The organism is Ruegeria sp. TM1040 (assembly GCF_000014065.1).
Lineage (GTDB): Bacteria > Pseudomonadota > Alphaproteobacteria > Rhodobacterales > Rhodobacteraceae > Epibacterium.
Window position 1 is genome coordinate 1,390,103 of the sequence record NC_008044.1, and the last position, 24,522, is coordinate 1,414,624.

Annotated in this window: 30 protein-coding genes and 1 pseudogene; 7 read left to right on the forward strand and 24 right to left on the reverse strand. The window is 57.2% G+C overall.

Annotated features, from left to right (window positions below; translation table 11 throughout):
* Positions 1–17 precede the first annotated feature (17 nt).
* From TM1040_RS10835 to TM1040_RS10870, 8 genes are all read right to left on the reverse strand, one after another.
* Positions 18–2,099 (reverse strand): phage major capsid protein, encoded by a 2,082-nt coding sequence (locus TM1040_RS10835; protein ID WP_254658874.1) that lies wholly within the window; start codon positions 2,097–2,099, stop codon positions 18–20.
* Complete coding sequence (locus TM1040_RS10840) at positions 2,026–3,639, reverse strand: phage portal protein (protein ID WP_011538639.1); 1,614 nt, start codon at positions 3,637–3,639, stop codon at positions 2,026–2,028. Before TM1040_RS10840 ends, TM1040_RS10835 begins: the two co-directional genes overlap by 74 nt.
* Positions 3,636–4,115, reverse strand: coding sequence for a hypothetical protein (locus tag TM1040_RS10845; RefSeq protein ID WP_254658875.1), 480 nt, complete (start codon positions 4,113–4,115; stop codon positions 3,636–3,638). The genes TM1040_RS10840 and TM1040_RS10845 overlap by 4 nt, the downstream gene beginning before the upstream one ends.
* A gap of 61 nt (positions 4,116–4,176) precedes the next feature.
* Positions 4,177–6,129 (reverse strand): phage terminase large subunit family protein, encoded by a 1,953-nt coding sequence (locus TM1040_RS10850; protein WP_011538641.1) that lies wholly within the window; start codon positions 6,127–6,129, stop codon positions 4,177–4,179.
* The gene (locus tag TM1040_RS10855) at positions 6,126–6,680 is read right to left on the reverse strand and encodes a terminase small subunit (protein WP_011538642.1); all 555 of its coding nucleotides are present in this window, start codon (positions 6,678–6,680) and stop codon (positions 6,126–6,128) included. The genes TM1040_RS10850 and TM1040_RS10855 overlap by 4 nt, the downstream gene beginning before the upstream one ends.
* A gap of 172 nt (positions 6,681–6,852) precedes the next feature.
* Positions 6,853–7,236: a bacteriophage spanin2 family protein gene (locus tag TM1040_RS10860; RefSeq protein ID WP_011538643.1), complete on the reverse strand. Its 384-nt coding sequence runs from the start codon at positions 7,234–7,236 to the stop codon at positions 6,853–6,855.
* Positions 7,236–7,964: a lysozyme gene (locus TM1040_RS10865; protein ID WP_049763236.1), complete on the reverse strand. Its 729-nt coding sequence runs from the start codon at positions 7,962–7,964 to the stop codon at positions 7,236–7,238. Before TM1040_RS10865 ends, TM1040_RS10860 begins: the two co-directional genes overlap by 1 nt.
* Positions 7,965–8,006: 42 nt before the next feature.
* The gene (locus TM1040_RS10870) at positions 8,007–8,243 is read right to left on the reverse strand and encodes a hypothetical protein (protein WP_011538645.1); all 237 of its coding nucleotides are present in this window, start codon (positions 8,241–8,243) and stop codon (positions 8,007–8,009) included.
* A gap of 247 nt (positions 8,244–8,490) precedes the next feature.
* On the opposite strand from TM1040_RS10870, the gene TM1040_RS10875 reads away from it, so the two are divergent.
* Both TM1040_RS10875 and TM1040_RS10880 read left to right on the forward strand, forming a co-directional pair.
* Positions 8,491–9,093, forward strand: a complete 603-nt coding sequence (locus TM1040_RS10875) for a hypothetical protein (protein ID WP_011538646.1) — start codon at positions 8,491–8,493, stop codon at positions 9,091–9,093.
* Positions 9,094–9,137: 44 nt separating this feature from the next.
* The gene (locus TM1040_RS10880; RefSeq protein ID WP_011538647.1) at positions 9,138–9,491 is read left to right on the forward strand and encodes a DUF2513 domain-containing protein; all 354 of its coding nucleotides are present in this window, start codon (positions 9,138–9,140) and stop codon (positions 9,489–9,491) included.
* A gap of 81 nt (positions 9,492–9,572) precedes the next feature.
* On the opposite strand, the gene TM1040_RS10885 is transcribed toward TM1040_RS10880, so the two are convergent.
* The 12 genes and pseudogenes from TM1040_RS10885 to TM1040_RS10945 form a co-directional block, all read right to left on the reverse strand.
* Positions 9,573–10,121, reverse strand: coding sequence for a hypothetical protein (locus tag TM1040_RS10885; protein WP_011538648.1), 549 nt, complete (start codon positions 10,119–10,121; stop codon positions 9,573–9,575).
* 182 nt (positions 10,122–10,303) lie between these two features.
* Entirely contained in the window at positions 10,304–10,864 is a 561-nt protein-coding gene (locus TM1040_RS10890; protein ID WP_011538649.1) for a hypothetical protein, read from the reverse strand.
* 3 nt (positions 10,865–10,867) lie between these two features.
* The gene (locus TM1040_RS10895; RefSeq protein WP_166485544.1) at positions 10,868–11,281 is read right to left on the reverse strand and encodes a DUF1064 domain-containing protein; all 414 of its coding nucleotides are present in this window, start codon (positions 11,279–11,281) and stop codon (positions 10,868–10,870) included.
* Positions 11,278–11,706 (reverse strand): hypothetical protein, encoded by a 429-nt coding sequence (locus tag TM1040_RS10900; RefSeq protein WP_011538651.1) that lies wholly within the window; start codon positions 11,704–11,706, stop codon positions 11,278–11,280. The genes TM1040_RS10895 and TM1040_RS10900 overlap by 4 nt, the downstream gene beginning before the upstream one ends.
* 5 nt (positions 11,707–11,711) lie before the next feature.
* Positions 11,712–11,999 carry a DUF2312 domain-containing protein gene (locus TM1040_RS20505; RefSeq protein WP_044027111.1) on the reverse strand — a complete coding sequence of 96 codons (288 nt, stop codon included), beginning with the start codon at positions 11,997–11,999 and terminating at the stop codon, positions 11,712–11,714.
* 78 nt (positions 12,000–12,077) lie between these two features.
* Positions 12,078–12,296 (reverse strand): annotated as a pseudogene (locus TM1040_RS20555) (DNA translocase FtsK); the annotation flags it as partial.
* Positions 12,289–12,588 carry a hypothetical protein gene (locus TM1040_RS20405; protein ID WP_011538653.1) on the reverse strand — a complete coding sequence of 100 codons (300 nt, stop codon included), beginning with the start codon at positions 12,586–12,588 and terminating at the stop codon, positions 12,289–12,291. The gene TM1040_RS20405 and the pseudogene TM1040_RS20555, both read right to left, overlap by 8 nt.
* Positions 12,585–13,583: a helix-turn-helix domain-containing protein gene (locus TM1040_RS10915; protein WP_011538654.1), complete on the reverse strand. Its 999-nt coding sequence runs from the start codon at positions 13,581–13,583 to the stop codon at positions 12,585–12,587. Before TM1040_RS10915 ends, TM1040_RS20405 begins: the two co-directional genes overlap by 4 nt.
* 202 nt (positions 13,584–13,785) lie before the next feature.
* The gene (locus tag TM1040_RS10925; protein WP_011538655.1) at positions 13,786–14,319 is read right to left on the reverse strand and encodes a class I SAM-dependent methyltransferase; all 534 of its coding nucleotides are present in this window, start codon (positions 14,317–14,319) and stop codon (positions 13,786–13,788) included.
* 276 nt (positions 14,320–14,595) lie between these two features.
* Positions 14,596–14,778 carry a hypothetical protein gene (locus TM1040_RS10930; RefSeq protein ID WP_044026736.1) on the reverse strand — a complete coding sequence of 61 codons (183 nt, stop codon included), beginning with the start codon at positions 14,776–14,778 and terminating at the stop codon, positions 14,596–14,598.
* A 303-nt stretch (positions 14,779–15,081) separates the two neighbouring features.
* Positions 15,082–15,405 carry a hypothetical protein gene (locus TM1040_RS10940; RefSeq protein WP_011538658.1) on the reverse strand — a complete coding sequence of 108 codons (324 nt, stop codon included), beginning with the start codon at positions 15,403–15,405 and terminating at the stop codon, positions 15,082–15,084.
* A complete protein-coding gene (locus TM1040_RS10945; RefSeq protein ID WP_044026737.1) occupies positions 15,402–15,614 on the reverse strand; it encodes a hypothetical protein in 213 nt (70 codons plus the stop codon). Before TM1040_RS10945 ends, TM1040_RS10940 begins: the two co-directional genes overlap by 4 nt.
* Before the next feature lie 86 nt (positions 15,615–15,700).
* On the opposite strand from TM1040_RS10945, the gene TM1040_RS10950 reads away from it, so the two are divergent.
* Positions 15,701–16,336, forward strand: a complete 636-nt coding sequence (locus tag TM1040_RS10950) for a S24 family peptidase (RefSeq protein ID WP_011538659.1) — start codon at positions 15,701–15,703, stop codon at positions 16,334–16,336.
* A gap of 360 nt (positions 16,337–16,696) precedes the next feature.
* Here TM1040_RS10950 and TM1040_RS10955 read toward each other — a convergent pair whose 3' ends face one another.
* The 4 genes from TM1040_RS10955 to TM1040_RS10975 all read right to left on the reverse strand — a co-directional run bounded on the left by TM1040_RS10955 (position 16,697) and on the right by TM1040_RS10975 (position 22,184).
* A complete protein-coding gene (locus tag TM1040_RS10955; RefSeq protein WP_011538660.1) occupies positions 16,697–17,614 on the reverse strand; it encodes a hypothetical protein in 918 nt (305 codons plus the stop codon).
* 6 nt (positions 17,615–17,620) lie between these two features.
* Entirely contained in the window at positions 17,621–18,613 is a 993-nt protein-coding gene (locus TM1040_RS10960; RefSeq protein WP_011538661.1) for an ankyrin repeat domain-containing protein, read from the reverse strand.
* A 438-nt stretch (positions 18,614–19,051) separates the two neighbouring features.
* Positions 19,052–19,390: a hypothetical protein gene (locus tag TM1040_RS10970; RefSeq protein ID WP_011538662.1), complete on the reverse strand. Its 339-nt coding sequence runs from the start codon at positions 19,388–19,390 to the stop codon at positions 19,052–19,054.
* Between the two features lie 397 nt (positions 19,391–19,787).
* Entirely contained in the window at positions 19,788–22,184 is a 2,397-nt protein-coding gene (locus TM1040_RS10975) for an SIR2 family protein (protein WP_044026739.1), read from the reverse strand.
* Between the two features lie 463 nt (positions 22,185–22,647).
* On the opposite strand from TM1040_RS10975, the gene TM1040_RS10980 reads away from it, so the two are divergent.
* From TM1040_RS10980 to TM1040_RS10995, 4 genes are all read left to right on the forward strand, one after another.
* Positions 22,648–22,917: a hypothetical protein gene (locus tag TM1040_RS10980; RefSeq protein ID WP_011538664.1), complete on the forward strand. Its 270-nt coding sequence runs from the start codon at positions 22,648–22,650 to the stop codon at positions 22,915–22,917.
* A gap of 228 nt (positions 22,918–23,145) precedes the next feature.
* Positions 23,146–23,448: a hypothetical protein gene (locus TM1040_RS10985; protein ID WP_044026740.1), complete on the forward strand. Its 303-nt coding sequence runs from the start codon at positions 23,146–23,148 to the stop codon at positions 23,446–23,448.
* 142 nt (positions 23,449–23,590) lie between these two features.
* Positions 23,591–24,277 (forward strand): hypothetical protein, encoded by a 687-nt coding sequence (locus TM1040_RS10990; RefSeq protein ID WP_011538666.1) that lies wholly within the window; start codon positions 23,591–23,593, stop codon positions 24,275–24,277.
* A 27-nt stretch (positions 24,278–24,304) separates the two neighbouring features.
* Positions 24,305–24,484, forward strand: coding sequence for a hypothetical protein (locus tag TM1040_RS10995; RefSeq protein WP_044026741.1), 180 nt, complete (start codon positions 24,305–24,307; stop codon positions 24,482–24,484).
* Positions 24,485–24,522 lie beyond the last annotated feature (38 nt).

Genomic DNA, 24,522 nt, shown 5'->3' on the forward strand with positions numbered 1-24,522 from the left:
TTTAATGCGTGCTCGGGTTAGCTGGCGTCAGTGCCGAAGCAGAGGCCCGCCGGGTGACGCAGAACATAATCCGCGTCCTGCATCGTCACGATGCGCAGGCGCCCGCGGCGGCTGTGGGTGTACGGGTCCACCGTAATATCCAGACCACCCCACATGCCAACCAGGACGTTCGCGAAATCACCGTGGAACACGTCACCATCTTTAATCTGGTTGGTAACTTCGCCGCGATATCCGTTCACGGTGTTGTCGCTCTCCCAGATGGGCGCACCGTTTGTGCCGCTGAATTTCTGCGTGCTCTTGAAGTGACCACGCATCTTGGCGTTCTGCACATACGCCATGCTATTCACATCGGCATTTGCAGCAGAAATCTCGCTCTCCATCTGGATCACTTCGGCCCAGGTCGGGAGGGCGGATCCGCCACCAGACGCTGCGCCGCCAAAGTCGACCACATTCACGCCGCTCGTATTCGCGATACCCAGCGGCTGATCGTTGGCGCCGGTGCCATAGAAACCCGCAAAATCCAGCGAGGTTGCCAATGCGAGCGCAAGGTCACTACGCACCAGCGCCTCGATATCCAAACTGGATTGCTTGAGAGTGCGGCGCGTGATCTCCGAATAGGCCGCAACAGTTTTCGGAGAAAACTGGCGCTGACCCAGAGACAGCAGATCCTCTGTCGCCTCGATATCCTCACCGATCCAGTAGCCGGTCGCACCACCTTCCTGCGTCGGGATATCAGGGTTGCCCACCAGACCCATCAGCGGAGTCGCGAGCTGCAAAAGGATCGTACGGTTGCGCAGCATCTGAATAAAGCTCTGCGTCAGCAACGGGTTTGCGATGGTGTTGCCGCCGGTATCGGCAGCGGTCGCGCCACCGGAACCCGTGTTCAGCGGCGCACGCATCAGCACGTCCATCGGCACCATTACGCCCTGCGCATCGCGCCCCTGCGCCTCGGCGGCAGCATCGGAGACCTCGAACTCGAAAGCAGCCGCTTCCTGGGCGCTGCGGTCTGTCGGATTTGCCAGCGCCCGGATCGCGCGCAGGAACGAAAACTGCTCTGTTTCGCTGTCGGTCAGGCCAATGCTGGAACGCTCAGAAATTTGGCGACTTTCATTGCTGCGCTGGTGTAGGTGATCAAGCAGGCGTTCGCGCATGTCGGTCACGCCATGACGCCCGGCAATCATTTCTGTTGCGAGCTCCGGCGCGTCGTATTCGCGACCCAACTCGGTCAGTTCGCGCACGCGGGCCGCTTCCTGCTCCTGCAGACGCGACAGCATGGCAGTTTCCGCTGCGCCTGCACGTTCGAGCACCTCGATCACTTCGATGATCTGATCGTTTTCGTCGACCTTGGCCCGGACAAGATTGCCCTCGGCGTCGCGGGTGATGATGGTTTTCATCTGTGTTTCCCTTTGTCCTGTATCGTTGGGCTCGGCCACCGCGCCCGCATTCTCTTCGCCAGTTTGGCCACGATCCGCCCCGCCCGCCTCTGGCGGATTTTCCAGCGCGCGACCGATGCCGACTGTCGGATCAGCTGGCACCGGTACGACCGAAATCTCGAACGGCTCCCAGCGCGTGACCGTGATAAGGTTCGGCTGACCTTCCCGTATTTCCTCGCTGATCGTGATCACCCGGTAGCCAACCGAGACGTGCTGCCGAATGCCGTCGACGATGTCCTGAAAGATCTCGCTCGCGCGGGCGCTCTTGCCGAACCGCACAACAGCGCGCCCGACGCCGTCGGAATCGACGCGCGCACTTTGCACAACGCCGACCTGATCGTCCCAATTGTGCCCGACCAATACTGCCCCGCCGTCGAGCAGACGGTCCAGAACCACGGCCTCGGCGTCATGGGAAAGCACCTCATCGCCAAACCAGCGCCGCACCGGGGTCGTGCTCGAGAAGGCAAGCTCGACAGTGCGCGCCTCGACGTTGATTTCGCGCACCTCTCCCATGCGGCGCATCGCACCGCCCTCGCCGCGCGCGTTGATCTGCTCCGCTGTGACTTCGCGGGTCAACGACCGCCCGATAATGTCATTCGCTTTTGTCGGGGTCTGGGTCGGCGTCTGGGTCGGTTTCTCCGGTGCCGGTTTTGGCTGGCTGTCCACTGCCCTGCCCTCCTTTTGATTTGGCTGTGATCAAGGCCTCGATCACGTTGTCGGGGATTTTCGCCTCGCGCATCGCTGCGATATCTTCTGCGACCTCGGCATAGACCTCGCGCGGGTCGCGCCCGCGCTCGCGGATCACCTGACCGCGCGACTTGAACAGGTTGTCGACGGCGTCGGCGTCGGCCGTCACGTCTTTTGCAGGATCAATCCACTGCCAGCGCCGTGCCTGGAAGGTCACCGCCATGAACTTCGACCGCTTGCTCGCTGGCAGCGGCGATCCGTTGTCGAGGGTGATTTTCTGTTTCAGCAGCGAGTATTCGAGCCAACGCTCATAGATCGGCAAGGCAAAGGCCTCGATCAGGCTCTCTTGCAACTCAATCCACTGGTCCCGCTCACTCAAAACGCCGTGGCGGATGCTCGATAGATTCACGCCCTCAAGGTCATTGGCAAGATCGTTGTAGGCAACGCCCAAGCCTGTCGCGACCCCGCGCAGCATGTGCTTTGAAAACACCGCCATTTCGCCGTTTGGATATCCGGTTTCGACCCGCTTTAGACGCGCACCCATCGGGAGCTGATGATAAACTCCCATTTCACTATCGAGTTCGATGTCCTCAAAGCCTAGATCATCGTCGCTCTTGGTGGCGTCGTCCTCTTCTGGCTCAGGGCCGAACCCTTCGTCCCATTCGATCACGCCGACCTTGTTCGCGCCTTCACGAGCGTTGTTCAGAGCGCTTTTCTCGAACTCGCCAAGTTGGCGCATACGCAAGAGCGCGGTCGCCATCCACGGCAGCCCGCGTTTCTGCCCGACAAAATCCTCTTCAAACCAGTGGATAATTTCATCCGCCGGAACCCGGATGAACGCCCGCCCGGAATAGTGATAATCGGCCTGCGATTGATCGAGGGTGGTGAAATAATAGGCCACGGGTCGGCCCATCTTCGTATATTCGATCCCTGCCCGAATGAACCCACCACCGGGGCGACGATCCTCATCAAAATCGACCGGGCACAACACCGGGTCGAGGATCTGCAATGCAAATCCCCACGGGCCCGCATCCCGCCCAACCACCATGCGCACCATAAACTCGCCATCGGTGCAAAGGCCGTTCACAATCGTTTTCTGGATCTGCCGTAAGGTGCGACGCCCTTTGACGTCGCAATTCATCGCCTTGCACCAGGCGCGCCATGCGCGTTCGATGGCCTTGTTTGCCTGTGCGTCCAGCTTGTCACCGTCAAACGCCTGCGCCTGCAGTGTGAACCCCTTCTGTCCAATCAGGTTTCGCCGTGCGCTGGCCTTGAACGCCTTTGCATAGTCGTTGTTCGCCGACTGCTCGCGCGAACGTGCCACCAGCACGCGCCAATTGCGGCGGATGATTTGATCCGCTGGCATTGGTGAATTGGTCCAACCGCTTGTCATGCGATCTGTCTCTGCGGCGGCAAACATGCGCTGGCCACGCCTTCGGGGTGCCGTCAGCATTGGAGGGGGCTTGCGATCCGGCTCCGGCGCAACAGGATCTTCGCGTCTGAACAGTCGCCAGATCATGTCAAGCGCACCTTGATCGCGCGCCCGAAGCCGCCGCGCCGCCGCGCTTTCTTAGCCGCCAGCTCGGCACGATATTGATGGCGCAGTTTCATCAGCTCCGACAACGGCGTGCGCTGCAGTGATCGGTTGTTGATGGTGTAACTTTGCTGATCAATGGTCGCGCGGTTTTCGATCACCGCCTCGATGGCATCCAGCACCTTGCGCACATGATCGCGTCCGTCGAAATTCTCACCTTGCGCAGCAAGATCCGGCGCGATCAGAACTTCGCCGCGCTCGACCGGATGCACATCAGCGCCGTCGCTGGCACGGATCACGTAGGCATACCGCCCGGGCTGCCAAGAGGCCGTGACCAACGCAGATGCCTCAAAAATATGATCCACACCACTCGCAGCGCTAATCAAGTCAATCGAGCTCTTGCCGCGCAGGAAGAGAGAAAGCCCCCACTCCGGCGCCGGAAAAATCGGTTGCTCGACCACTGCCCGAAACGTCAACCCTGCCCCGATTTCAGTTGGAATTGCGCCCACGTCCTAACCCTGCTCAATACCTGCGACGGCGTCGGCGCTTCTTCGCCCCCCAGCCAGTCTTTTTCGGAGCTTGGCTGTTTGGGGCTTCCGGTTCCTCTGGCGGTTTTACCAAAGCTCGCTCAGCGTCTGGTGAAATCTCGACGGCCTCGTCCTCGGTCTCCTGCCCCTGAACATCCAGTGACGCGACCAGGCGTTTGATATTCGGGCGCAGGATGCGCAGCGCTGCGTAGGCATAGACGCGGCAGTCAAATGCTTCGTTGCGTGGGCGTACATTGTGCCATTCTCGGACTGCGAACCCCTTCACATACCGGGTGCGCAGCGCCTCGGCGGTGAACATATCGAACCACGCCGGATCCCGATCTGCCGGGAAATGGCAATGGCCCGGCCCCGCGTCGCTAATCCGCGCCCGCTGGGCGACTACGGCTTTCGCCTCATCGACGCCGATGGAGTGCAAGTAGACGGGGCGCACGCCCTTTTGTTTGACCTTCGAGGGCTGCGTAACGATGGGTCTGCCCCAGCCACCGACGCCCTTGATCGCCCAGACCTTGCGGCCCAAACGCTTGCGGGCATAGTCATAGGCTGCTTGCGTGCGCCCACCTTCACCCCCGGTATCGAGGCAGGCGGCAGAGACCCGCAACTCCGCTCCGCTCTCGTGCTCCCATGTTTCCGACAGCAAGGCGTCTAGTTCGTCCCAGACGTCCTGTTGCAGCGGATCGCCCCACAAAACCCGATAATCGACAGACCAGGATTCCTCCCCCAAGCCCCAGCCAACTATTTCGACCTCGAGGCGGTCGTTTTGCATATCAATACCAGCCGTCAGGACGCCTGCCCCCAACGGGACCGGTGCTGCGAACTTAGCAGCCCGTGCCATCAGCACGGACGCCTCGAGCTTGTCGCCTTCCTCTTCCCATGTCTCAGCGAGCGACACGTTCACAAAGGTTTGCAAATCCCCCGCGGCCTTTTTGTCGAGGAAGGACTGCACGATATCCTCGAGCCGCCGAAAGCAGGAATACAGCTCCGACAAATGATAGGACGCGTGACCTCGGAACGGCTTGCTGGCGATCCAGCCGCCGCCGTCGCGTTCGGCGTTGCGGATCGCTGCCACTCGCTCGCCATCGCTCCAAACGGTTCCGCATCCCTCACCCACGCACAGATAGCCTGCTGTTTCGGCGAGGTGCAGCCCGTCGGCGTCTTTGGACCAGGTCACCTGCGACCAGTTCAGCCGTTGCAGGTGGCCGCAATGCGGACACCGCACGTAAAAATAGCGCTGGTCTCCTGCCTCAAAGGACTTTTCAATCCAGCTGCCGCCCTTGATCGTCGGCGTGCTGATTTCCAACAAGAGCCGCTGATCACCAAAGGTCGCCGCCCGTTGCCACAGCAGGCCGACCGGGTGGCCTTCGTTTGTCCGGTCGTAGCCGTCGGTTTCATCGCAAACAATGAACGGCGCCGAACGTCCGCGCATGGTCTTCGGAGAACCCGACCAACTGAACATGAGAAACCCGCCCGGGTAACTCTTCATGCGCTGATTATTGACGCCTTGGCGCCCGCGCGGCTTCGCGATCAGCTCGGCGAGGTCTTCGTTCTCTTCAACAAGCGGGTTGAATTTGGTCTCGAGCCACGTCGTCAAATCGCCTTGGCTCGGCTGCATCATCATCTGAGACACAGGATTGAAGCCGATGCGATAGGCCTGCGCCGCAAGCGCGGTCTGCGTCTTGCCGACCTGCGCGCCCCACATGAGCGAGATCCGGTTGCACCGCGGATCTGCGGTCATATCGATCACTTCGCGCTGATAGGGCGCGTTGTCGAACCGCATTTTGCCCGGCACAGCGTTTCCGACGGGGATCTTGATATTTTCCTCGGCCCACTCCGACGGCTTTAGGTTCGGCGGCGGGCGCAGAAATGCCCGGGCGCGCCGAGCAATGCGGACAACAGCCCGCGCATTCGAGAAATCAGCCCGGGCGTTCACGCACTGTCGGCCCCCTCTTCGGCCTCTTCGTCGTCCTCGTCGAGATCCGCCTCGGTAATTAGGTCCGTATCTGCCAGCGCCTCAAGCACCTGGTCGACCTCATCCAGCAAAACCGCCTTGATCTGCGTTTCATCGCTTTCACCGATCAGGCGCCGCGCTGCACGGCTGGGCAGGACGTTGCGGATACCCGCGCGCACCTCGCCAAAGGCTTTCGCAAGGGCGCGGTCGAACTGCTCCACCGGCACCAACTCTTCCTTGGCCCGCGCGAGATCAAGCTCTGCTTGTTCCGTTTCCGCTGCGAGCTTGCGCAATGTCAGTTCGTCTTTGGTCGCCATTCCGGTGTGGCTCGCCTGCGCCCGGATATCATCATCGCGCCAGCTCCGAACCTCAGCTGTGTTGAATTTCCAAGCCCGGCCGCGCCCGCCACGCTGAACCACCGGGCAGCCGCGCCGAACCCACTCATCGACGGTCGGCAGCGACACGCCGTTGATATTGGCGAGTTCGGCCCGGTTTACTTCCTGACCCTTGCTTTTCTTATTTTTCTCAGCCACTTGCGCCCCCTAGTGACGATTTTCAAACCCTGCCCGGCAACGCGTGCATTTTTACCTCCCCAAACCGCTTTATTGAAATTCATCAGGGAGTTGCGCGATCTATATAATAAACAACCCCTTCGCCCGGCGGCACGCACACATAAATTTCGGCGCATAGGCACACCCACAGACGTCACCCCCCGGGGAAGGACCCGCGAAAAGGCCTGGCGATAATGCCGAACAGCGCTCCGCCCATCTGCTGCGGTGTTGGCAGCAGCCAGCCGACAAGGGCCACCAGAAGCAACCATGCAGGCGGATCTTCGCGAACGATCACCGTCTCGACGTTCTCACTCCTGACCCGCGTATCGCCTGCGCTCAGTTCTACGCTGCGCGCCTGCACGTCCTCGATCCTCTGATCGCTGAACGTCGCCTGCCCGACGGTCTGGGCATTGTTACGGCCTGCCTGGACGTTCGCCGCCACGCTGGGCCCGCCACCCAGCGCCCCGCCGACGAGACCCGCAACCTTCGCGCAGGACGCCAAAGCCGCACAGATCAGCAGGAGAGGCAGCAGCGGCATCAGGTCAGCCCCTTGAGGCACAGCGTTCGCTTGCTATCGGCCCGGCGATTGGCTAGCCCGCGCACCCGTTTGCCACCCGCGATCACCCAGCGGCGCAGTTCATCGCACGCGGCCCGGTGCTTACCAGCGTTTGCAAGGCGCATCATCGTCGACCGACAAACCGGGCCAGACCCAACATTGTATGCAAGCTCTAGCATGGAGGCCTGAACACCTGCCGGAATATTCGGGTTCGTCATGCAAGGACGGATCTCGGAATAAAATGCACGCACATCTTTCTCGAGCCGGTCGACGCATTCAGCCATAGTCGCAGTGTCACCGATCTGAACGCCGTGAGTATCGCCGAAACAGATCGTCGGCACACCCACGATATCGCGGTAGGCCTCAAGCCGCACACCTTCCCACTTGGCCACAAATGGCGATGCTAGAGCAATCACAAGCGCACCAGCGCCGACGCCCTTTACAAACCTCGTACTGGCCGCACCCGATGTGTCTTGCCAGAACTCGGACAATAGCTTGGACAGGCCCACTTGTGCGATCAGGCGCGCAGGAATAGCCAATGCGTTCACCGCTGCGGCCAACCCGGCAAAGATAAGGGGGTCGACACGAAGCAATCCGGGCGACACCAGCGACACAAATATGGGGAAAGCCGAGATCAAGCACGCAAGCGCAATGAGACGGATAGACCATGCACCCTTGAGCGTTTCTTTCCAATTTTGAATGAGTTGCATTGCAAAGCTCTCCTTTCGCCCCAGAACAGGGCATTGCCCCTGTTATCTACGGTGAAGGATCTCGCGGATCTCGCGAACGTCTTTACGGACCTCCGAAAAGGCCTCGCGATCCTCGTCGCGCTGCTTGTCACGCGCCTCGAGTGACTGCTGCAGCATTTCGATCTGTTTCTGATTGGTGAAGATCCTACGCACCAACCAAACACCGCCCGAAGCCGCTCCGGTGATCGCAGTCACAAATAGCCCGGTGGATGCCTGTTCAATGCGTTCGATAAGCGACATGCGCGCGACCCTCAGCCCGTTTTCGGCAAGGTCGCGCGTTTAGGGCGCGGGTTCCTCTGGCGGTTTTGCCATCAACACTTCTCGGCAGTCCTGTCAGTGAGTCCCGCCTGCATTGACGCGATATCGGCTCACAATAGAATTTGCTTCTAAACAATAATAGCGTGGAGTTTGGAGGTTTTATTCCCTAACATAAAACTCCCCAATAGAATGTCGCAACCGGTGTGATTGGTGTGAATGAGGATTTCGTGTGAGCAAAGAGATTATTAATATAAGTAACTTAGCATCCGTTGACGAAACAGAGCTAGTCCTCGTGCAGAGTATGGTTGCTGAGCTATTCGGTGAACCGCATCAACTTGTAAATCTTCAGGGAGCTTATTTCGGGCCTCGTCGATATCCACACACGGTCTATCTATCTGAGGCGGATCGATTTTGTGTGGCGATTTTAATTCCTAGTCACCAAGCTGATAAGCTTGCTTTCCGCGTCGCGCATCTCTCGCACGAACTAGTACACTGCTTGAACCCTAATGGATGGCCCTCCAAGGCGACAATACTCGAAGAAGGGCTCGCAGAGCACGCGAAAGTCTATATATCGCGTGTGATGTACGAGGGCTTTCCTCAACTCGGTGCTAACATACAGACGTATGGTGCATACCAAGAAGCATTTGATCGGATCGAGGATCTAATCAAATACGAAGGTCTTAAAGGTTTTTATAGTGGAATTAGAAAACTGAGAGAAGACACATGCCGTCCGTTCGCGGAGATCAAAGCAGAAGATTTGAAGAAGGTGTTCTTGAACACACCTGTCGAACTCTTGGAACTTCTAAGTCAGCCATTTCGCGAGTTAGATTAGTCTCCTTTATCCCCGCCCCGGTTCTGCTGATGTGAGAATAAAAAATGAAGCGTGACGACGACTACATTAGAAGAATGTTGTTAGCTTTAGAGCTCGCTGACGACCCCTACCTTGCAGCCAGTCAAGAGACCAACAGCATGTCTGCAAGCGAGGTGAAGAAAAACTATCATATCGCTCTTTTGTGTGATGCTGGTTTCATGAAACGTCACTCTGAAACACGTTTTCGAATGACAAACCAAGGGCACGATTATGTTTTATCCATCGAAGACGATGGCGTTTGGGATCAAACCAAGAAGAGTGCTGCCCAGGTTGGGGGTGTTGCTCTTGGCCTGATGAAAGATATAGCGCTTGGCTATGTAAAGCAGAAGTTAGTTGGGCTAGGGATACCTGTTGAGTAGGGACTAAACGGCCCCCAAAGTCTGGGATACAAATCTGGTTTCAGTTAGAGAAATCATAAAAGAGTACAGGCACTACCGCCTTCAACTGCAGTTTACTCGCGATGTGATGCTGCTCCCACGTTCTAGGTCAATGAACTCGAAGCGACAGCTCTCGTTGCCAAACTCGATATCGATATGTTGGCCGATTGTCGGCCAAGCATTGACTTCAGCGGGCGCGCCATCGACCTGTACGAACATCGCACTCCCGGAGTTCGTATCCTCGAAAACTAGAAGGCGGCTGACACCATTAGGAGCGATAAAGTCGTAAGCTACGTTTTGCTCAAAGGTTCTAAGCCCTTGGAAGCTACGTGGCACAAAGGGAAGCTGATCGTTGTCACCTGTTGTAATCGTTCGTGCGATTTGCGTTTCCAGTGACTGAAGCCGTTGCTTGAGTGCCTCGCTTTCATCTTCCGTCAACGCTAGGCTCAGTCCGTCAAGTGCGGATGAAAGACTTCCAACACTTTCGATCAAGTCGGGTGGGGATTCGATTGCAAGCTTACCCGGATAGAAAAGAGAATACGCTCCAATACTTGCTGCTACAGCTGTTCCGACACCACCCAAAAAAGAGCCGAAGTTTTTAATACGCGACATACGGAGCTCCTAGAAAATACGAAAAGGCCGACTTATCAAGTTTTTCAATCTTTGATGTACGCAAAAACCAACTCACGCAGGCTCGCACGTCCACCACAGTGCCGATCTCAATGCCTTCTGTAAAGTACCAGATAGGGCTCGAACTCGCTGCAGTCCAAGGCGAATAGTGCTTGTTTTGATAGCTACCCTAGCCTCTTGCGCCAGTACTCGCCCTGATCTAACAGCCCCTGCGCGGTCTTGATCTCGACGCCCATTTCTTGCGCGATCTCGGCAATGGATGCGCCTGCGTCCCACTGGCGCAACGCATGGTCAGCCATGTACGCCTTGCGAAGCCCGTGGCAGCTCGGAAGCTCGAGGATACAGTTCGCATGGCTGTGACTGAGCTTTTGCGCCGCCTCGATGCCGATCATGGTGGCGATCCGGTGGTCCTCGGGGATGCTGCCCGGGACGTAAAGCTGTCGCCGCCATTTCCGCGCGCCTGTCGCCCGGGTGCCCTCTACCAGACGCACCGCATTGCGCCGGCCGATTACCTCCGCGATCTCCTGGACGCTCTCGGGCAGCGGCACGTTGCGGCCCCGGCCTGCGGCAAACTCCGCCAGCGGATAGCGCACGACTGCGGGTAGATCGGGCTGATAGAGCGCAGGAACCGAGGCCGAGGCTTTGCGCTGCCCGGAGCGCTGCGCCTGATCGAGCAGTTTGCGCAGGTTCGCCACCTCGTGTTTCAGGTCCTCGACTACGCCCATGACTTAGCCCTTTGCTCGCGTGACTAGGATCTCCATGCCTTGTGCGGCCAAAATCGCTTTCTTAAGCTTGAACGCTTCCGTTTCATGGCCTTTGCGATCCTCGATCACAGTCACGCCGAGGCGATTGTCGACATAAACAAAATCTGCGCGATAGACGCGCTGCTTGGCCCCGCCGTCGGTCATGATCGGCCCGTCTCGCCCGATCAGCCCGATCTCGACCTGACGCCGCAAGCCGCAGATCTCGCCCGCCGCCTGTAGCAGCTTCAATTCTTCCCAACGCTCAGCCTCGGTCTTGCTGTCGTGAGTGATCCCGTCGGCGGTAGTCGTGCGCTTCGTGCCGCGCACCCGGCGCCGGTCCTCGACGGTGGTGGCCTGATGGGCGTCCCGATATTCCTCGGCTGTCATGCGTTCTGTCACTGCGTCCCCCTTCTCTCTTTGGCTTCTGCCTCCATCCGCTCTCGCAGATCTTGTTCGAAGAACTGCGCGAGAGAGATCGTCTGAACCCACCCGCCTGTTTTGCCCGTGTCGGTACAGCCTGACCGGCGCGGCAAGCCCATCACCCCTGCACGCGTCCCAATCGCTGAGCGGTGAGAATATCCGAAGTGTTCTGCCATTTCCGTCGAGTTGACACCGGCGAGCCACATCCGGCGAAACGTCTCGTTATCACAGAGCTGTTTGCGCACTTTCGCGCGGCTCGGCAGCCCAAGTGTTCGGGCTTTGTAGCTGACGGCCTGACGCGTCACGCCCAGCGCCTGAGCGATGCGCTCTGTTGGAATATCCTTGCGAGCCCAAAGCGGCGCAAGAGATTCACGGGTGATGTTCTTTAGTGGGCGCTCCGTCATAGTTGTCACCCCATTCCCAAGCATTCTTTATAGAGTGCGAGAACGGCCTCTTCCTCGGCGATGTCATCGGCGTCGCGTTTGCGCAGGGCGATCAGCTTTCTCAATACCTTGACGTCATATCCCCGGCCTTTGGCCTCGGCCATGACCTCTTTCTGTTGCTCAGCAATGGCCTTCTTCTCTTCTTCCAGGCGCTCGAAGCGTTCCACAAACTGCCGGAGCTCGCTCGCTGTGGCGCGATATGCGGCACTCTCTGCCCCCTCCCGGACGGCCCTATCCGCCTCGGTCTCCCGCATCGGAAGGGAACTCACCTTCGAGGCTTGGGTCGCAGCCATTTCAAACAACCGCTCTGGTACCTCTGTCGCGACTATCTCACGGCGTCCGACGTGATCATGGACAGTCACAACGCCCAGCGCTTCCAATGCCTCAAGCAACCGCGCTGCCTTGTTGTATCCGATGGCCAGGGAGCGCTGCACATAGGAGGTGCTGGCCTTCTGGTCCTCAATGAGGATCTGTGCGGCCTTGGCGAGCAATGGGAAGTCGACTGGCGTCTTGCTGAGTTCCGCGCAAACGTCAGAGGCTTGATCAACCACGGCGTTTCCTTTCCTGTTCAGCCTTGAGGCGCTGTCCTGCGAATTTGAGGGCGCTTGCCATGTCTCCGGCGTGCGGGTGCTGTTGAGGTTTCCGGCTAAGCCAGTTTTGAGTTCGATAGGCTTCGCGGATCTCGTCGAGAGAGTTGAACCGCGTTTGCCGGTCGATAGTCTGCAACGGTCCCTTGCTGGGTTGCGGGGCGCGGATCACGCAATCGCCCAGTGCGAGATCGACGGTCACGACCACAGCTCCAAAGCGGTGGCCATGGGTGTCGGGGTCAGCATGGTTGCTCATTGCGCCACCTCAAGCATGGCTTGCGCCTCTGCGTCGGTGATGCGAAGTCCAGCCCTACGGCAGTCCGCAGCGGTCACCTTCCCGGCACGGATGCACTTCGCTGCGGTGTCAGGGCTGATCTTGCCGAACATGAAATGGCCCATTTCGACGCTGCGTATCGTCTTTGCCCAGTGTTCGACGAAATCAGTTTCGGATGCGCTGGGCGTGGCAGGCTGGGCTGGAACGTAGGTTTGCCAGAAACCATCCTCGAAAAACCGATCTGCGCGGCGGATATAGCGCGGGGCGTTTCCCTGCTGCTCAGCCGCATAGGCCTCGGCTGCGCCGATGATCTGCTCGGCAGTAGCCCCGGACTCCAAGGCTCTGCTGATCGCTCGAAGGGTTGCCTTCGCTGTCGCCAGCTTCGGAAACACCCGCTCGAAGTCTTTCAACAAATTATCCGAACAAACATCCGTTGTGGGCGCGGATTGGTCCGCGCAACTTGTTTGTTTTTCTTTTTGTTTGTTGTTCTTTCTTATGGGGCCGGTTTTTCCGGCGGGCGGGTTCAACCGGCGGGCGGGTTTTTCCGGCTCACGGTGAGAGGGTTCGACCGGCTGCGCACCGGTAGCCGGTTTTTCCGGCTCACGGTGATTGCCGTTTTCCCCCGCATCTTGTGGCTCGCTACCCCCTGATGACACTGCATCTGGTGCCTGCGGTTCGTCGAACACTTCCCAGATATATCCCTCCAGGCGCCCGTTTTCGCCGTTCTTGGCGTGGACGCGTAGATAGCCCGCTTCGATCACCTCGCGGCGGATCCGCTGCCACTTGTCTTTTTTGCAGCCGAGGATGCGCTGACATTCGGAAACGTAGAACGTCCAACTATCGCTGCATGACATGATGTAGCAAAGCAGGAGCCGCGCCTCTGGCGAGATCTCCACATCGCGGATCAAAGCGTTCGGGATTGTCGAGAATGCAGTACGGCGGCGAATGCTGACCGATGCCTCTTTCTTGGCCGTCATGACCGCCCCCTTAGCTGCGCCAAGGCTTGCGAGAATAGCTTTCCGCCGAGCGACGCGGCTGGAACCGTCGATGCGACCGCAGGGCCCAAGATCTTGTGCGTGACCCGACAGGCCTCGGCGGCAGCCTTGGCCAGGGCGCGGGTGTCGCGCCTTTCCTGCGCATGCCTGACGGCTGCACAGGCCTGCTCTCTGGGATTCATGGTTAGACCCTCCCTATGAACTCGGTGCGCCCGTGGTCCTCTGCTGTGAACAGATGCCAGGCGCAGTTGTCTTTTCCGGTGTGCTTGCTGCCCTCGATCCACTTGACCCGCCCGACCGATACGATCTTGCGGCAGTGGCGCAGGTACGGGCGCGCCTGCAGGGTGTAGGACCAATCCGCATCGAACAGCAGCCACGTCGGGCAGACCTGAATGCAGTGCGCAATCAGCGGGTGCAGGATCACGCGCGACCACGGCGGGTTGGTAATGATGAAATCCAGCGGGCGCTGCGGGCGCTGCAGCGGTTGCCAATTCAGGGCGTCGCCCTGTACTACGTCGCCGCGCCCGGGATTGATATCGACCGCCTCGGCGCACGTCCCACCGATCCGGCGCAGGTGGTCGATCAGTTTACCGTTTCCGGCGCAAGGCTCAGAGAACCGAAACTGCGCTGGCAGATGTGGCGCCAATATCGGCACCGGCCCCCAGGGCGTGCGGTACAGATCATTCTTGCGGCGTTTGAAGGAGCTGCGCTTACCCATGGGTGGCACCTCCTAAGAATAGCTGACGGTGACGGGATTGCCCGCCTCTGGCGCCCGCCCGCGCCCCGGTGATCAAGCTTTTCAGGCTCCATTGCTCTCTCAGGCCGCGCCGGGTCCTGATGCCAGCATGATCTTGGTGTTCCGCTGTCCCGTGATGTCCAGCGGGGAAGTATTCCGGCGCGTGTTCGTTGCGCGGTGGGTTTGCAGCCCCACCGAGCGCCTTCATCCCGCTAACCAGATAGGAGGCAGCAGAATGAAATTCTCTGTGACGACACTTCATTCGGTCGCCTTGTCTTGGCGAAACTCGTAGCGCCGTTTCACTTCACGGTTGCTAGAGAGGTGACGAACGGTAATCTCAAAAGTGGAGAGCTTGCTTCCAAATTTGGCGACAATCGACTGCTCCACCGAGTTGCCATCATCAACAGAAGGTATCCCGCCCTTGGTTTCGGTATCAGACATTTTGAAAATCCTTGATAAAGCGCCCATCTGGAAGCGGCTCAAAGAGCTGCCCGGACGGATTGAAGCGCTTGAAGCGCGAGTTGCGGAGTTGGAGGGTCAACCGGCACAAGCGTCGCACCTGCATACCTGCGCACAATGCGGGAAGCCTGCGAGTGTCACAAAAATTTCGGATCACCCGGAATTTGGCTTTGCTGGCGTGAAAATCCGCACGATCACATGTGAGGATGGTCACGCGCTCAACTATGATTGGGACCCAAGTAAGGACTAGTGGGTGCTGATTTCTCTTGCTTTTGTGAGCCATATTCACGCCGCTACCTCCAACGCCTGACCGAAAAACTCAGGCGCGCCGGGGTCGGTCAGCATGACGAGCAAAGCGATATGGCTGGCTGGCGCTGTGACGGCGCCCCACCAGTTCAGCGCGGTCTGAAACGATACATCGCAGAACAGCGCGACCTCGCGCGGGCTGTGGAACCGGGTACGGAAGTATGACGACCAAAGATCAGGCGCGCTGACCTTTAGGGCGTGCGGGTCAAACTGATTTGACCAAGACTTTTGCCCAGCGCCACGCGCATCATGACCGCATGGTAGATCATTGTTCACAATCAGGGTTAGACGCTGGCGGCTCATGCGGCTGCCTCCGGCGAGTCCGCAGGTGCGGGATTGTCGGCCATATAGCGGCGGATCTTGTCCACGGTGTGCAGCGTCGGGCTGGACCGTCCTGCCTTCCAGGCTTTCCACTGGCGCCAATTGGCACCGATGGCTTGACGCAAGATATGCTGCGGGCTTCGGCCAACAGCAGCCGCATAGGTTGTGATCTCTTCGAGAAACTGTTCCATGCCCCTTAATGGGGTTTATTTACCCCATCGGTCAAGGGTCATTTTACGCCATGCGCGACGCTCAACAATGGGGTAATTTACCCCTCATGCAACAGACTTTTCGGGACGCATTTCTTGCGGCTATCAAAACCACCGGCAAATCTATGCGACAGGTCGCTCTGGACGCAGGCGTTTCCTATGAGCAACTCAAAAATCTTTCGCAGGGCAAGAGTAAGTCGACAAACGTTGACGATGCCATCCGCATAGCTGCATCTTTCGGGACCAACCTCGAAAACTTCTTGGAAGGGAATACCGCACCCTCTGTGCGCCCGACTATCTCGATCGCGGGCACAGTTGGCGCGGGGGCGCAGGTTCCGGTGTTCGATGCCTACCCGAAAGGCGGTGGCCCGCAGGTGGAGTGCCCTCCGGGCCTGTCTCCGCATGGCATCGTTGCTGTTGAGGTTGAGGGAGACAGTATGGAGCCCGTTTATTCGGACAGGGACTTGTTGTTTTACAGCCGAAACGGTCACGACAGCGTTCCATCGGACATCATCGGGCATCGCTGTGTCTGCGAAGACGAGGACGGCATGGGGTGGGTCAAACAAGTAAAGGCCGGGGACGAACCCGGCCTATTTCATCTTATTTCATTGAATCCCGGCGCGAACAACATCTGGAACGTGCGTCTGAAGTGGGCGGCTCGGGTCCAACTGCACTGGCCAGCCGACTTGGCGAAAAAGGCATGACATATCGCTTCATGCGTCAAGTCTAGATAGACCTGCTTGGCGGCTATGCGCAGTTAGCGACATTTGCAAAGTCTTAGGATCTGCCACCTGGGCAATGGCCCCATGCTGCACGAGCAATCGAGGGAGCAGACCTTCGCTGCAGATGCAGCCATAAACCACTGTCGAACGGAAGGGAGGCGGACATATCAGCCGCTCGCCTGCCGAGGAGCAATGAGCGCTTTGAAGTTTTTGTGGGCATTCGTGAGAGCATTGGAATCGGTAACATAGCCGTCACAGAAGGCAGGAAATAGACAGGCATTTCCAAACCAATGCCATCGGTGCGCGGCGACATCCTCGAAGCCTCGCCGGTCGCTCAATAAGTCATTCGCCTGGGCGCCTTACATTCTCGAACTCAGGCGCACCATCAAAACTCGGCGATGCAGATTCGCCAGGGCGCAGGATAGTTGAGCAGTCGAACCGAAGTTCGGCTGGCACATCTGCACTCAGATCGCGGCACGAAGTCACGTCAGGACCACCTGCCAAAATATCCCAAAACTCCGCTGGCGAATAGCCACAGGCAGGAACTTCCGCTTCAGGCTCACCCGATAGCAGCTCCGACATCTCGCGGGTATCTGCTAGGGTTAAGCAGGCATCGCGCACCTCCATGAAGGTAACACCGACAATCGCGGCGACGCCGACATATGGCACCGCTTCGATCGCCATTGAGGACGTATTAGTGGAGATCATTCGCGAAGTTCGTCGAGCAAGCCGTTCGTTGATCGCACTGACACGCTCGCGAAGTGGTCCATCAAGCTCCTCGACTTGAATTTCGAGATTAGCAAGCCGACGACTAAGGCGAACGCGTTCGGCGGTGAGTTCCGCGGTTTCGCTGGACAAGTTTGTTAGCTCCCGCCGAGCGCGTCTAAGATTTTGATCGAGCTCCGCCTTCTCGTCCGCGAGACGGGCAGCACGCCGATTCAACGTCTCATTGTCAGCACTGAGTTCGACCACTTCGTTTCGTGCGCGCCGCAACTCGGCATCAAGCCGCTGCGCCTCGGCCTCGAACACTTCAGTCTGCGCAGTCAGTCTGACCACGGCTTCGCGGTTTCCGCGATGAGTTGTCGGGGTGCCGACATCTGCCACAACGCTGGCTAAACTCCAGAGACCTCGTTTTGTGGCGTCGTAAACTGCGTCAGCGGTCAGCAAAAGGATATTGCTGCCGAGGATCAACACTACGAAAACAAGTAAGAAAGCGGTACGCCTGAGAACGCGAAGAACGAAGCTTACTATCCGTCGCATATTGTCTCAATTCCCTTCGACGCAGATCTCATGAAACCGGAGATCTAGCGCATGGTCCCCGGCGATAGCCTCATTCACTTTAAGCAACTCGCGTGCGGTACGCTCCTTTGTGTCTGCGGCGCACGGGTCGTCCATAGCTTCGAGGAGGCTCGCCACAGTTTCCGGTTTGGATGAGTAACGAGCAGCGAGATGCAGAGGTGTCTGACCTTCATTGTTAGTCGCGTTGGCATCTACTCCCTTTTCAAGGAGAAAACGGATCACGCCACTCGGCCGGTCCCAGCCCGCCGCAACATGCAGCGCATTGTTGTCATCGTTTGAAACAACACTCAGGTCCCCTCCACCGGCCGCGAAGGCAGTCAGGACCCGCAGGTCCTCGGCATGACGGCTCGCGACCAGGAAAGCAGGCCAATAGTATTTGTCTGCATTCGACTCGATCGGGCGAGCTATCGACGGATCAGCACCACCTGCCATTAGTGCCGAGACAACATCCGCGCTGTTGGGGCGCATTACGGCTAAGTGGAGTGGCGTAATTCCGTAGTCCGAGGACAAGGGATTCCACCGATTTTCGACCGCATACCTCGCATTTGGATCCGCACCCCAAGCCAAAAGCCAGCGGACGGTTTCGGCGGTTTCACCAGTCTCGGTAGCAATGTGCAGTGCCGTGCGCCCGGCATTATCCAAGCGGTCTCGTAAGTTCTGCCAGCCCTCCTCGCCTGCGGCTCGACGTATTGCATCAAGCACGAGGTGGTTCTTCTCTGTTTCGACGGCTAAATGCAAAACGGTAGCGAGTTCGGAGTTTCGTCCATTCAGAAACTCATCACTCTCCGATCCTTCCAGGCAGGCGATCAGCGTTTCGCTGTTACTCTCTCTCACAAATTCAGCATCGACTTCGCAGGCGGATGCACTGGCTGAAAAAGCACAGGATAAAAATAGGCCCAAGTATGTTTTCTGCACAGCTGCACTTTCCCAGGAATTTATCACAACGGCACAATTAGACATTCCTCAGCATCCCGCAAGGCTGCAGGCTTTTCAACAGCGACGACCTTTGGCCTTATCGCGCGTTCGCTTCCAACGATCCTGTGACTGGATGAAGTCGGCTTGCTGTGCATTTCAGTCATTGGACGTTGTCGCAGCATCGGTCAATGTGGGCTCAAACCGGACATGCGGCGTCGCGGCAGCAGTGTTGCAGCAAAATCGCATGCCAGCCCTGCTGCGGGGTGACAGCTGTCAGGAAGCCTTTCGCGCTCGCAGCAGCCCTTTCGTTGCGCCTTGCATGAATGTCGTGGTTGGGCTGAGTACCGGTCATTCACTGCGCAGGCGCGAAGGTCCGGAGAGGGCCGACGGTTTTGAAATGCGCCATTCGATGGATATCGAAGGCGAGCGCGAATAGGAGGTCGAGAAGGATCGCGACATCGACCGGGGACCGGATCACAGCCACTAGCCGTTGAGTAGCTTGTGCAGGGTCGTTTCACCTTCTCGGAGCGGGATGTCTGCGTGATCGAACCCAATGCCAATCAAGAAGGAAATCACACCTGTCGCTGTTTTGAACTCTCGCACCTTGATCGAATTCTGCGTCAAGCGAGTCCTTGCAGTTACAAGGAGCTTTTCCTTACCGTCAGCCCCTATAGTCCGCATAATCCAACGGCCATACCAGCTTGGTCCTTTGCGTTCCGGGACGGTCTGACACAACACTTCGACCCCATGCCCCTTCTCAGCAAGCTCGCGTAGGCCCTGTTCAGTGATCACGTTTGGTTCAAGTTGGGTTGGTCTGGTCATCGGATGATCTTCACATAACGGGACTTACATCCCTATGCTAGAATGTACCCCAGTTATCAATAGTATATAATTGGTTTTGTCTCTCCGAATATATCCTCGCGAGAATGCTCGCAAGGCTGGCGGGAGACAGACCCTCCACTCGGAGAGATGCTGCAGAAGATCTCACGACAGGAAAATGCTCATAGTCCATAATGCTGCATCAGCTATGAGCGGCGGCTTTGCGCAGATAGCGACCTTTGCAAAGTCGCAGCGGCCAGCCAAGCACAAAGACGTGACCGACTCACAGCCGCCATTCGTGTTAGTTACAGCTGATGATCGGTACACGCTTTTAAGAGATGATCGTATCGGACGCAGCCCGGCACGGACTGAATTCCTACCTCATTACCTTCAAGATATTTCAGAGTTCGGCCTCAGAGCCTGCTGCGCGACGTTCGAAGCGACTGATCATAGCCGTAATATCTGGGTCGCCGAGTCGGCCTTCCGCAGCCTTCAACTCATCCATAGAGGCATCGAAAAAGCTGTATGACCCGGTTCGACGAAGATACTCCAAACCTAGCTCTGCATATGCGGACAGAATACTCTTATTGTTCGGAAACCTGGCGATACCCGTCGAAGCAAGTTCTTGGGCTTGCTCAAGAATAACAATTCTATCCTCATCGAGCAAACCAGGCGCACGAGCTGCTCGAGCAACCATCAACTTAATTTTATAGCGATGGACGGGGCCGTCTGAGCCGAAGTCAAAGTTGAAGACGCGAATCTCCGTTTCCGCTTTCTCAAACTCACCTTGGTCGATGAGGTTCCTGATCAGCCGATGTCGCGGAACCCTCTCGCCTGGGGCCATGGATATCATTCGCCTCAATAGACGATTCTGCTCTTTCTTTTCGGGAATTCGTGAAATTCCGCCGTCGAGATTGCAAAGCTCGCGCAGGGTTCTAACCTCAATATCGTAGGACGGAGAAATGTTATCTATGACGTGATCAAGGAGGGATATTATCTGTTCGAGATCCCCAAATTTGTATCTAGTGACAATTTCTGAAATGACACCATGCCTGCACTTCCACCCATATATTCCTTTGCGTCGATCAACCGGATATTCTTCGACGATATCATCCAAGGAAGTCAAAATATTTGAGATATTGCTCGCTTCAACGTTAAGCATGCGAACGGCAAGTTGGCGGTGGACGCGTACTCCGAGTGTCTCCATAGCTGCGACGTGTTTATAAATGTCCTGAGGGATGGCGTCCAAGCCAGCAAATTCTCGAAGGATGATATCGTCGAACGACTCAGACGCAAAAATGTTCTTCAGACAAACAAACATGTCTGCTTCGCATCTATGCACCAACCGCCTTCTGCGCTCGCCTTTGTTGAATCCGCTAAAAGACTCCTCGACAAGCTCACGGATGCGCGGCTGTCGTTCAATTAAATTCAAGAGCCGGTCGATCTCATCTACAGACAGTTTTGAAAGCCAAAAATCCTTCCCACAACGATTGAAGTTTGGTGTTTTGCTTCGAGGTATCCAATTGCTTTTTGTTGAAACAGCAAGAATTTTCAGGTGCGGATTGTCATCTGCGACAAGCAGGTCCATCAGCTCATTAAGTTGGTGCAAATGAGAATGTGCTTCGTCTACAAGCAGGACACCTAAGAGCTCACTTTCCTTGAGGTTTCCGGCAATCTTTCTCCAGTTGGCGACGCTAAGAGTATGTTCATTCACATGCTCCCAGGCCCTGAAGCCTGCGCGGCGGAGGAGTTGTAATGTCTGTCTGGCAGCGGTTGACTTGCCTACTCCGGCAGCCCCTAGAATAACCCCAGAAAGGGTACAAGGATCTTCAAAGTGTTTAGCAACCTCACGTGAGATATCGCGTTCGAATGTTAGGCCCGCTTCGACCTCTCGGTGAGTTGCAGGCCAGCCGTTGAACATCGAACTGACGTCGGCTTCGGCTCCATTGGAAACTTCCGACACTTCGACAATAGAGTTTGATATATGCGTGCCGATTAGCGCCTCGTCGTCTTTCGAAATCATGACGGGTGCGATCTTTGGCGGTCTTTTGTCGAGTCGCGTGAAGAACTCGTCAATTCCGCCGAAGACTACACGCAACCCTTTGCGTTCTTGAAGGAGCGCACGACTTTGGTTTTCAGAGTAGATCAGAAGTGTGATCTGACCAGGGGATAGCGCTTTTTCATTGATCTTTACAGCCCGCCTCACCAGAGTATCCATGTCTGGATCGGACAGTGATTGCCCAATTATCACAAGATCGGCACCTGCCAGATCGCCGCGCATCCGATCATAAAGCTGTTCTCGAAACTCTTCAGTATGATCGTAGTCATCCACAGTCAGGATAATTCTGCTATGATGGCCGGTTGAAATATCTTTTTCAATTGTCCCATGAATCTTAAATAGCTCGCAATCGTATTCTTCCTCATCTATATGGAAGTCAAAGTTAGAAGAATATACTCGACACCTCTTTTTGGCACTATCGAACGATTGTTCTACGAGAGTGTCATAGTTTGTAGTATAGATACTCTTCCACCTCCAGCGAGGGATTTTCATGAGTCCACCCTTCGGCTTCACATGTGGGAAAAATTTGCGCAAGTCATTAATGACCTGCCGACGGCTTGACTTTTTTTCGGCCAAGAAGGTGATTTCGGACAGCTCAAGATCTTTTTCCAGGCTGTACTTTTCGGAGTAATGACTGATCAGTGAATCAACGCCTGGAGCCCCCGACGGGATTGATGCGCCTGCACCAAACAGAAGCACAGTTTTTTCAGGATCCACTTGGCCAATAAATTCATCCATTGAAACCGGCAATGCTCTACACCTCGCTTAAATTCTGATCCGAGAAGGATCCACCGCAAGACAACTAGAAAGGGAGAAGAGTTTCAAGCTCAGATGGCCAGCGCCTCTTAGGAAAACGCATCTCCAGAGCAAAACTGACTTTCACGTACACACGTTTCTGCACAACCTGTGGTGACAGGGATCAGGCAAAATAACGCGGGAGCTTGGTGCAACCCTCGACTCTGCCTTGCGTACTTCGCTCAGTGCGTGTCCGAAATCTGCGCACTGCTGCCGTTCGTGACAAGCGCAGCGAAGGTCGGCCCTCCGCCCGAGGTGTAGATCGATCATGTCTGCTTGGGGCTGGGACCCGCCCCTCCCGACCATGATGAGTCTCCAAGCATCGAATGGGGTTTTTTTACCCCACTTACCTTGACGGGGTAATATTACCCCACTACAGTCAATTCATCAACCGATGGAGGATTGAATGCAAGACCTTACCCAAGCCGCTCGGCAAATCGCCGGTTCGCCCGAGGAGCACCTCGACGAAATCCACCTGTTTACATCCGCATGGGCAACAATGAAGGCCGCGCGCGGCCAGGGCTTCAACCCTGCGCGCTTGCGCCCTCAGCATCTGATTGATCGCCCAGCGCCAACACCGGAGCCGACCGATATGGCTCTGGATCGTGTCGGGCAGAAGGTCCGCGCGATCATGGATGAACGGGGGATCCAGCCGCACCGCCGCCATGCGGCGTAATGCCCGACGCAGCCGCAATGCCCCTCCGTTCTTCGCGGTAAGCGCGGCGCATATCGGGCAGCCCCCACGGGCTCCACCCGCCCCAATATGAACACCACGCGGCAAGGTTTTGAGGATTGGCTTTGCCGCGCATTCCAGAGGTTTCGCACCCGTCTTGCGGTGCGGATCGGGCGCGGGCGGTTCAATCCTCCAAATTGCACGCCGCCCGCGCATTTACCGAGAGAGAGCATGACCCCCTATTCCGCTGCCCAGATCCTGAAAGCCACGCCCCTACTCAACCGCGCGCGCAAATTTCGTGAGCTCGGCGGCAACATCTGGCGTCCAGATCATGACCCATGGGTTTATGAAGAAATGCTTTGGATGGTTGATCTTCACGGCATCCGCGTCGACGCGCCTACCAGAGGCCAAGCGATTTCGCTTTGGATCGAGGCAGCAATCAGCCGCACGACCAAACGCGCGACCGACGGTCGCCCAGATTGCCCGTTCAACGGCCAAGAAAGCGCGCCGTCCAAGATCCCCGTCGAGGCCTGAAACCTGCCTCTGACCAACTGGCAGGGGTGATCGCACCCCTGCCCTTTTCTCACACCCTGCGGATAGTGCCGCAGCGCCCGGGGCCACGTCCACCACTCACGCGAACCAAAGCGCCCCGGGCAAAATTCCAAAGGTGATCCAAATGGCAAAGATACTGATCGGTTGTGAAACCAGCGGCATCGCCCGGCGCGCCTTTGAGGCCCTCGGCCATGACGTCTGGTCTTGCGACATTGAGGCCGCAGAGGATGGCTCCAACCGCCATATCCGCTGCGACATTCGCGACGGTATACTTGACGAGGGCTGGGATCTTTTGACCGTGATGCACCCGCCTTGCACACGCTTGTGTCGTTCCGGCCGTCGCTGGATGAGTGGCCCCGGCAAGTGGACCCGCCCCCGTCAACTCCCAAAGGGGAAGACCTGGCAAGACATGCGCGACGACTTTGAGGAAGGCGTCAGTATTTTTACTGCTTGCTGGCGCGCTCCGATTGATCGGGTCGCTATCGAAAACCCGGTGATGAACGACCTCGCCAAAGATCGAATGCCCGCAGATTTGCCAGCACCGCACCTTGTGCAACCGTTCTGGTTTGGTGAGCCGACCTATAAAGCGACAGGATGGTATCTGCGCGGCCTTTCACCCTTGGTCGAGACCAACCGGCTCAAGGAGCCGGAACGCGGATCCGATGAGTGGAAGAAATGGAACCGTATTCATCGGATGTCGCCCAGCGCGGAGCGCACCCGACTGCGCAGCCGATCCTTCCCCGGAATGATGGAAGCCGCCGCTCTGCAATGGGGCGACCAAGCATCAAAGCAATATGCCGCCGCGGCTTAATCCACGAACCAACCGAAAGGCCTAAAGATGAATGCTCATACTGAAATCAAATCCGATCACGCGATTGAGTCTTTGACGGTTGGTATTGGCGCCCAATGCACTTCCCGCGCTGCTTTCTTGGATCAGATCGAAGAGGCGGAGCAATACCGCGCGGATCCGAAATTCGCACCAAACGAAGGGAAGCTCTCGGTGCTGCGCACGGAATAGTGCCCGTACATCAAATAGAGCAGACCGACCGTTTAAGG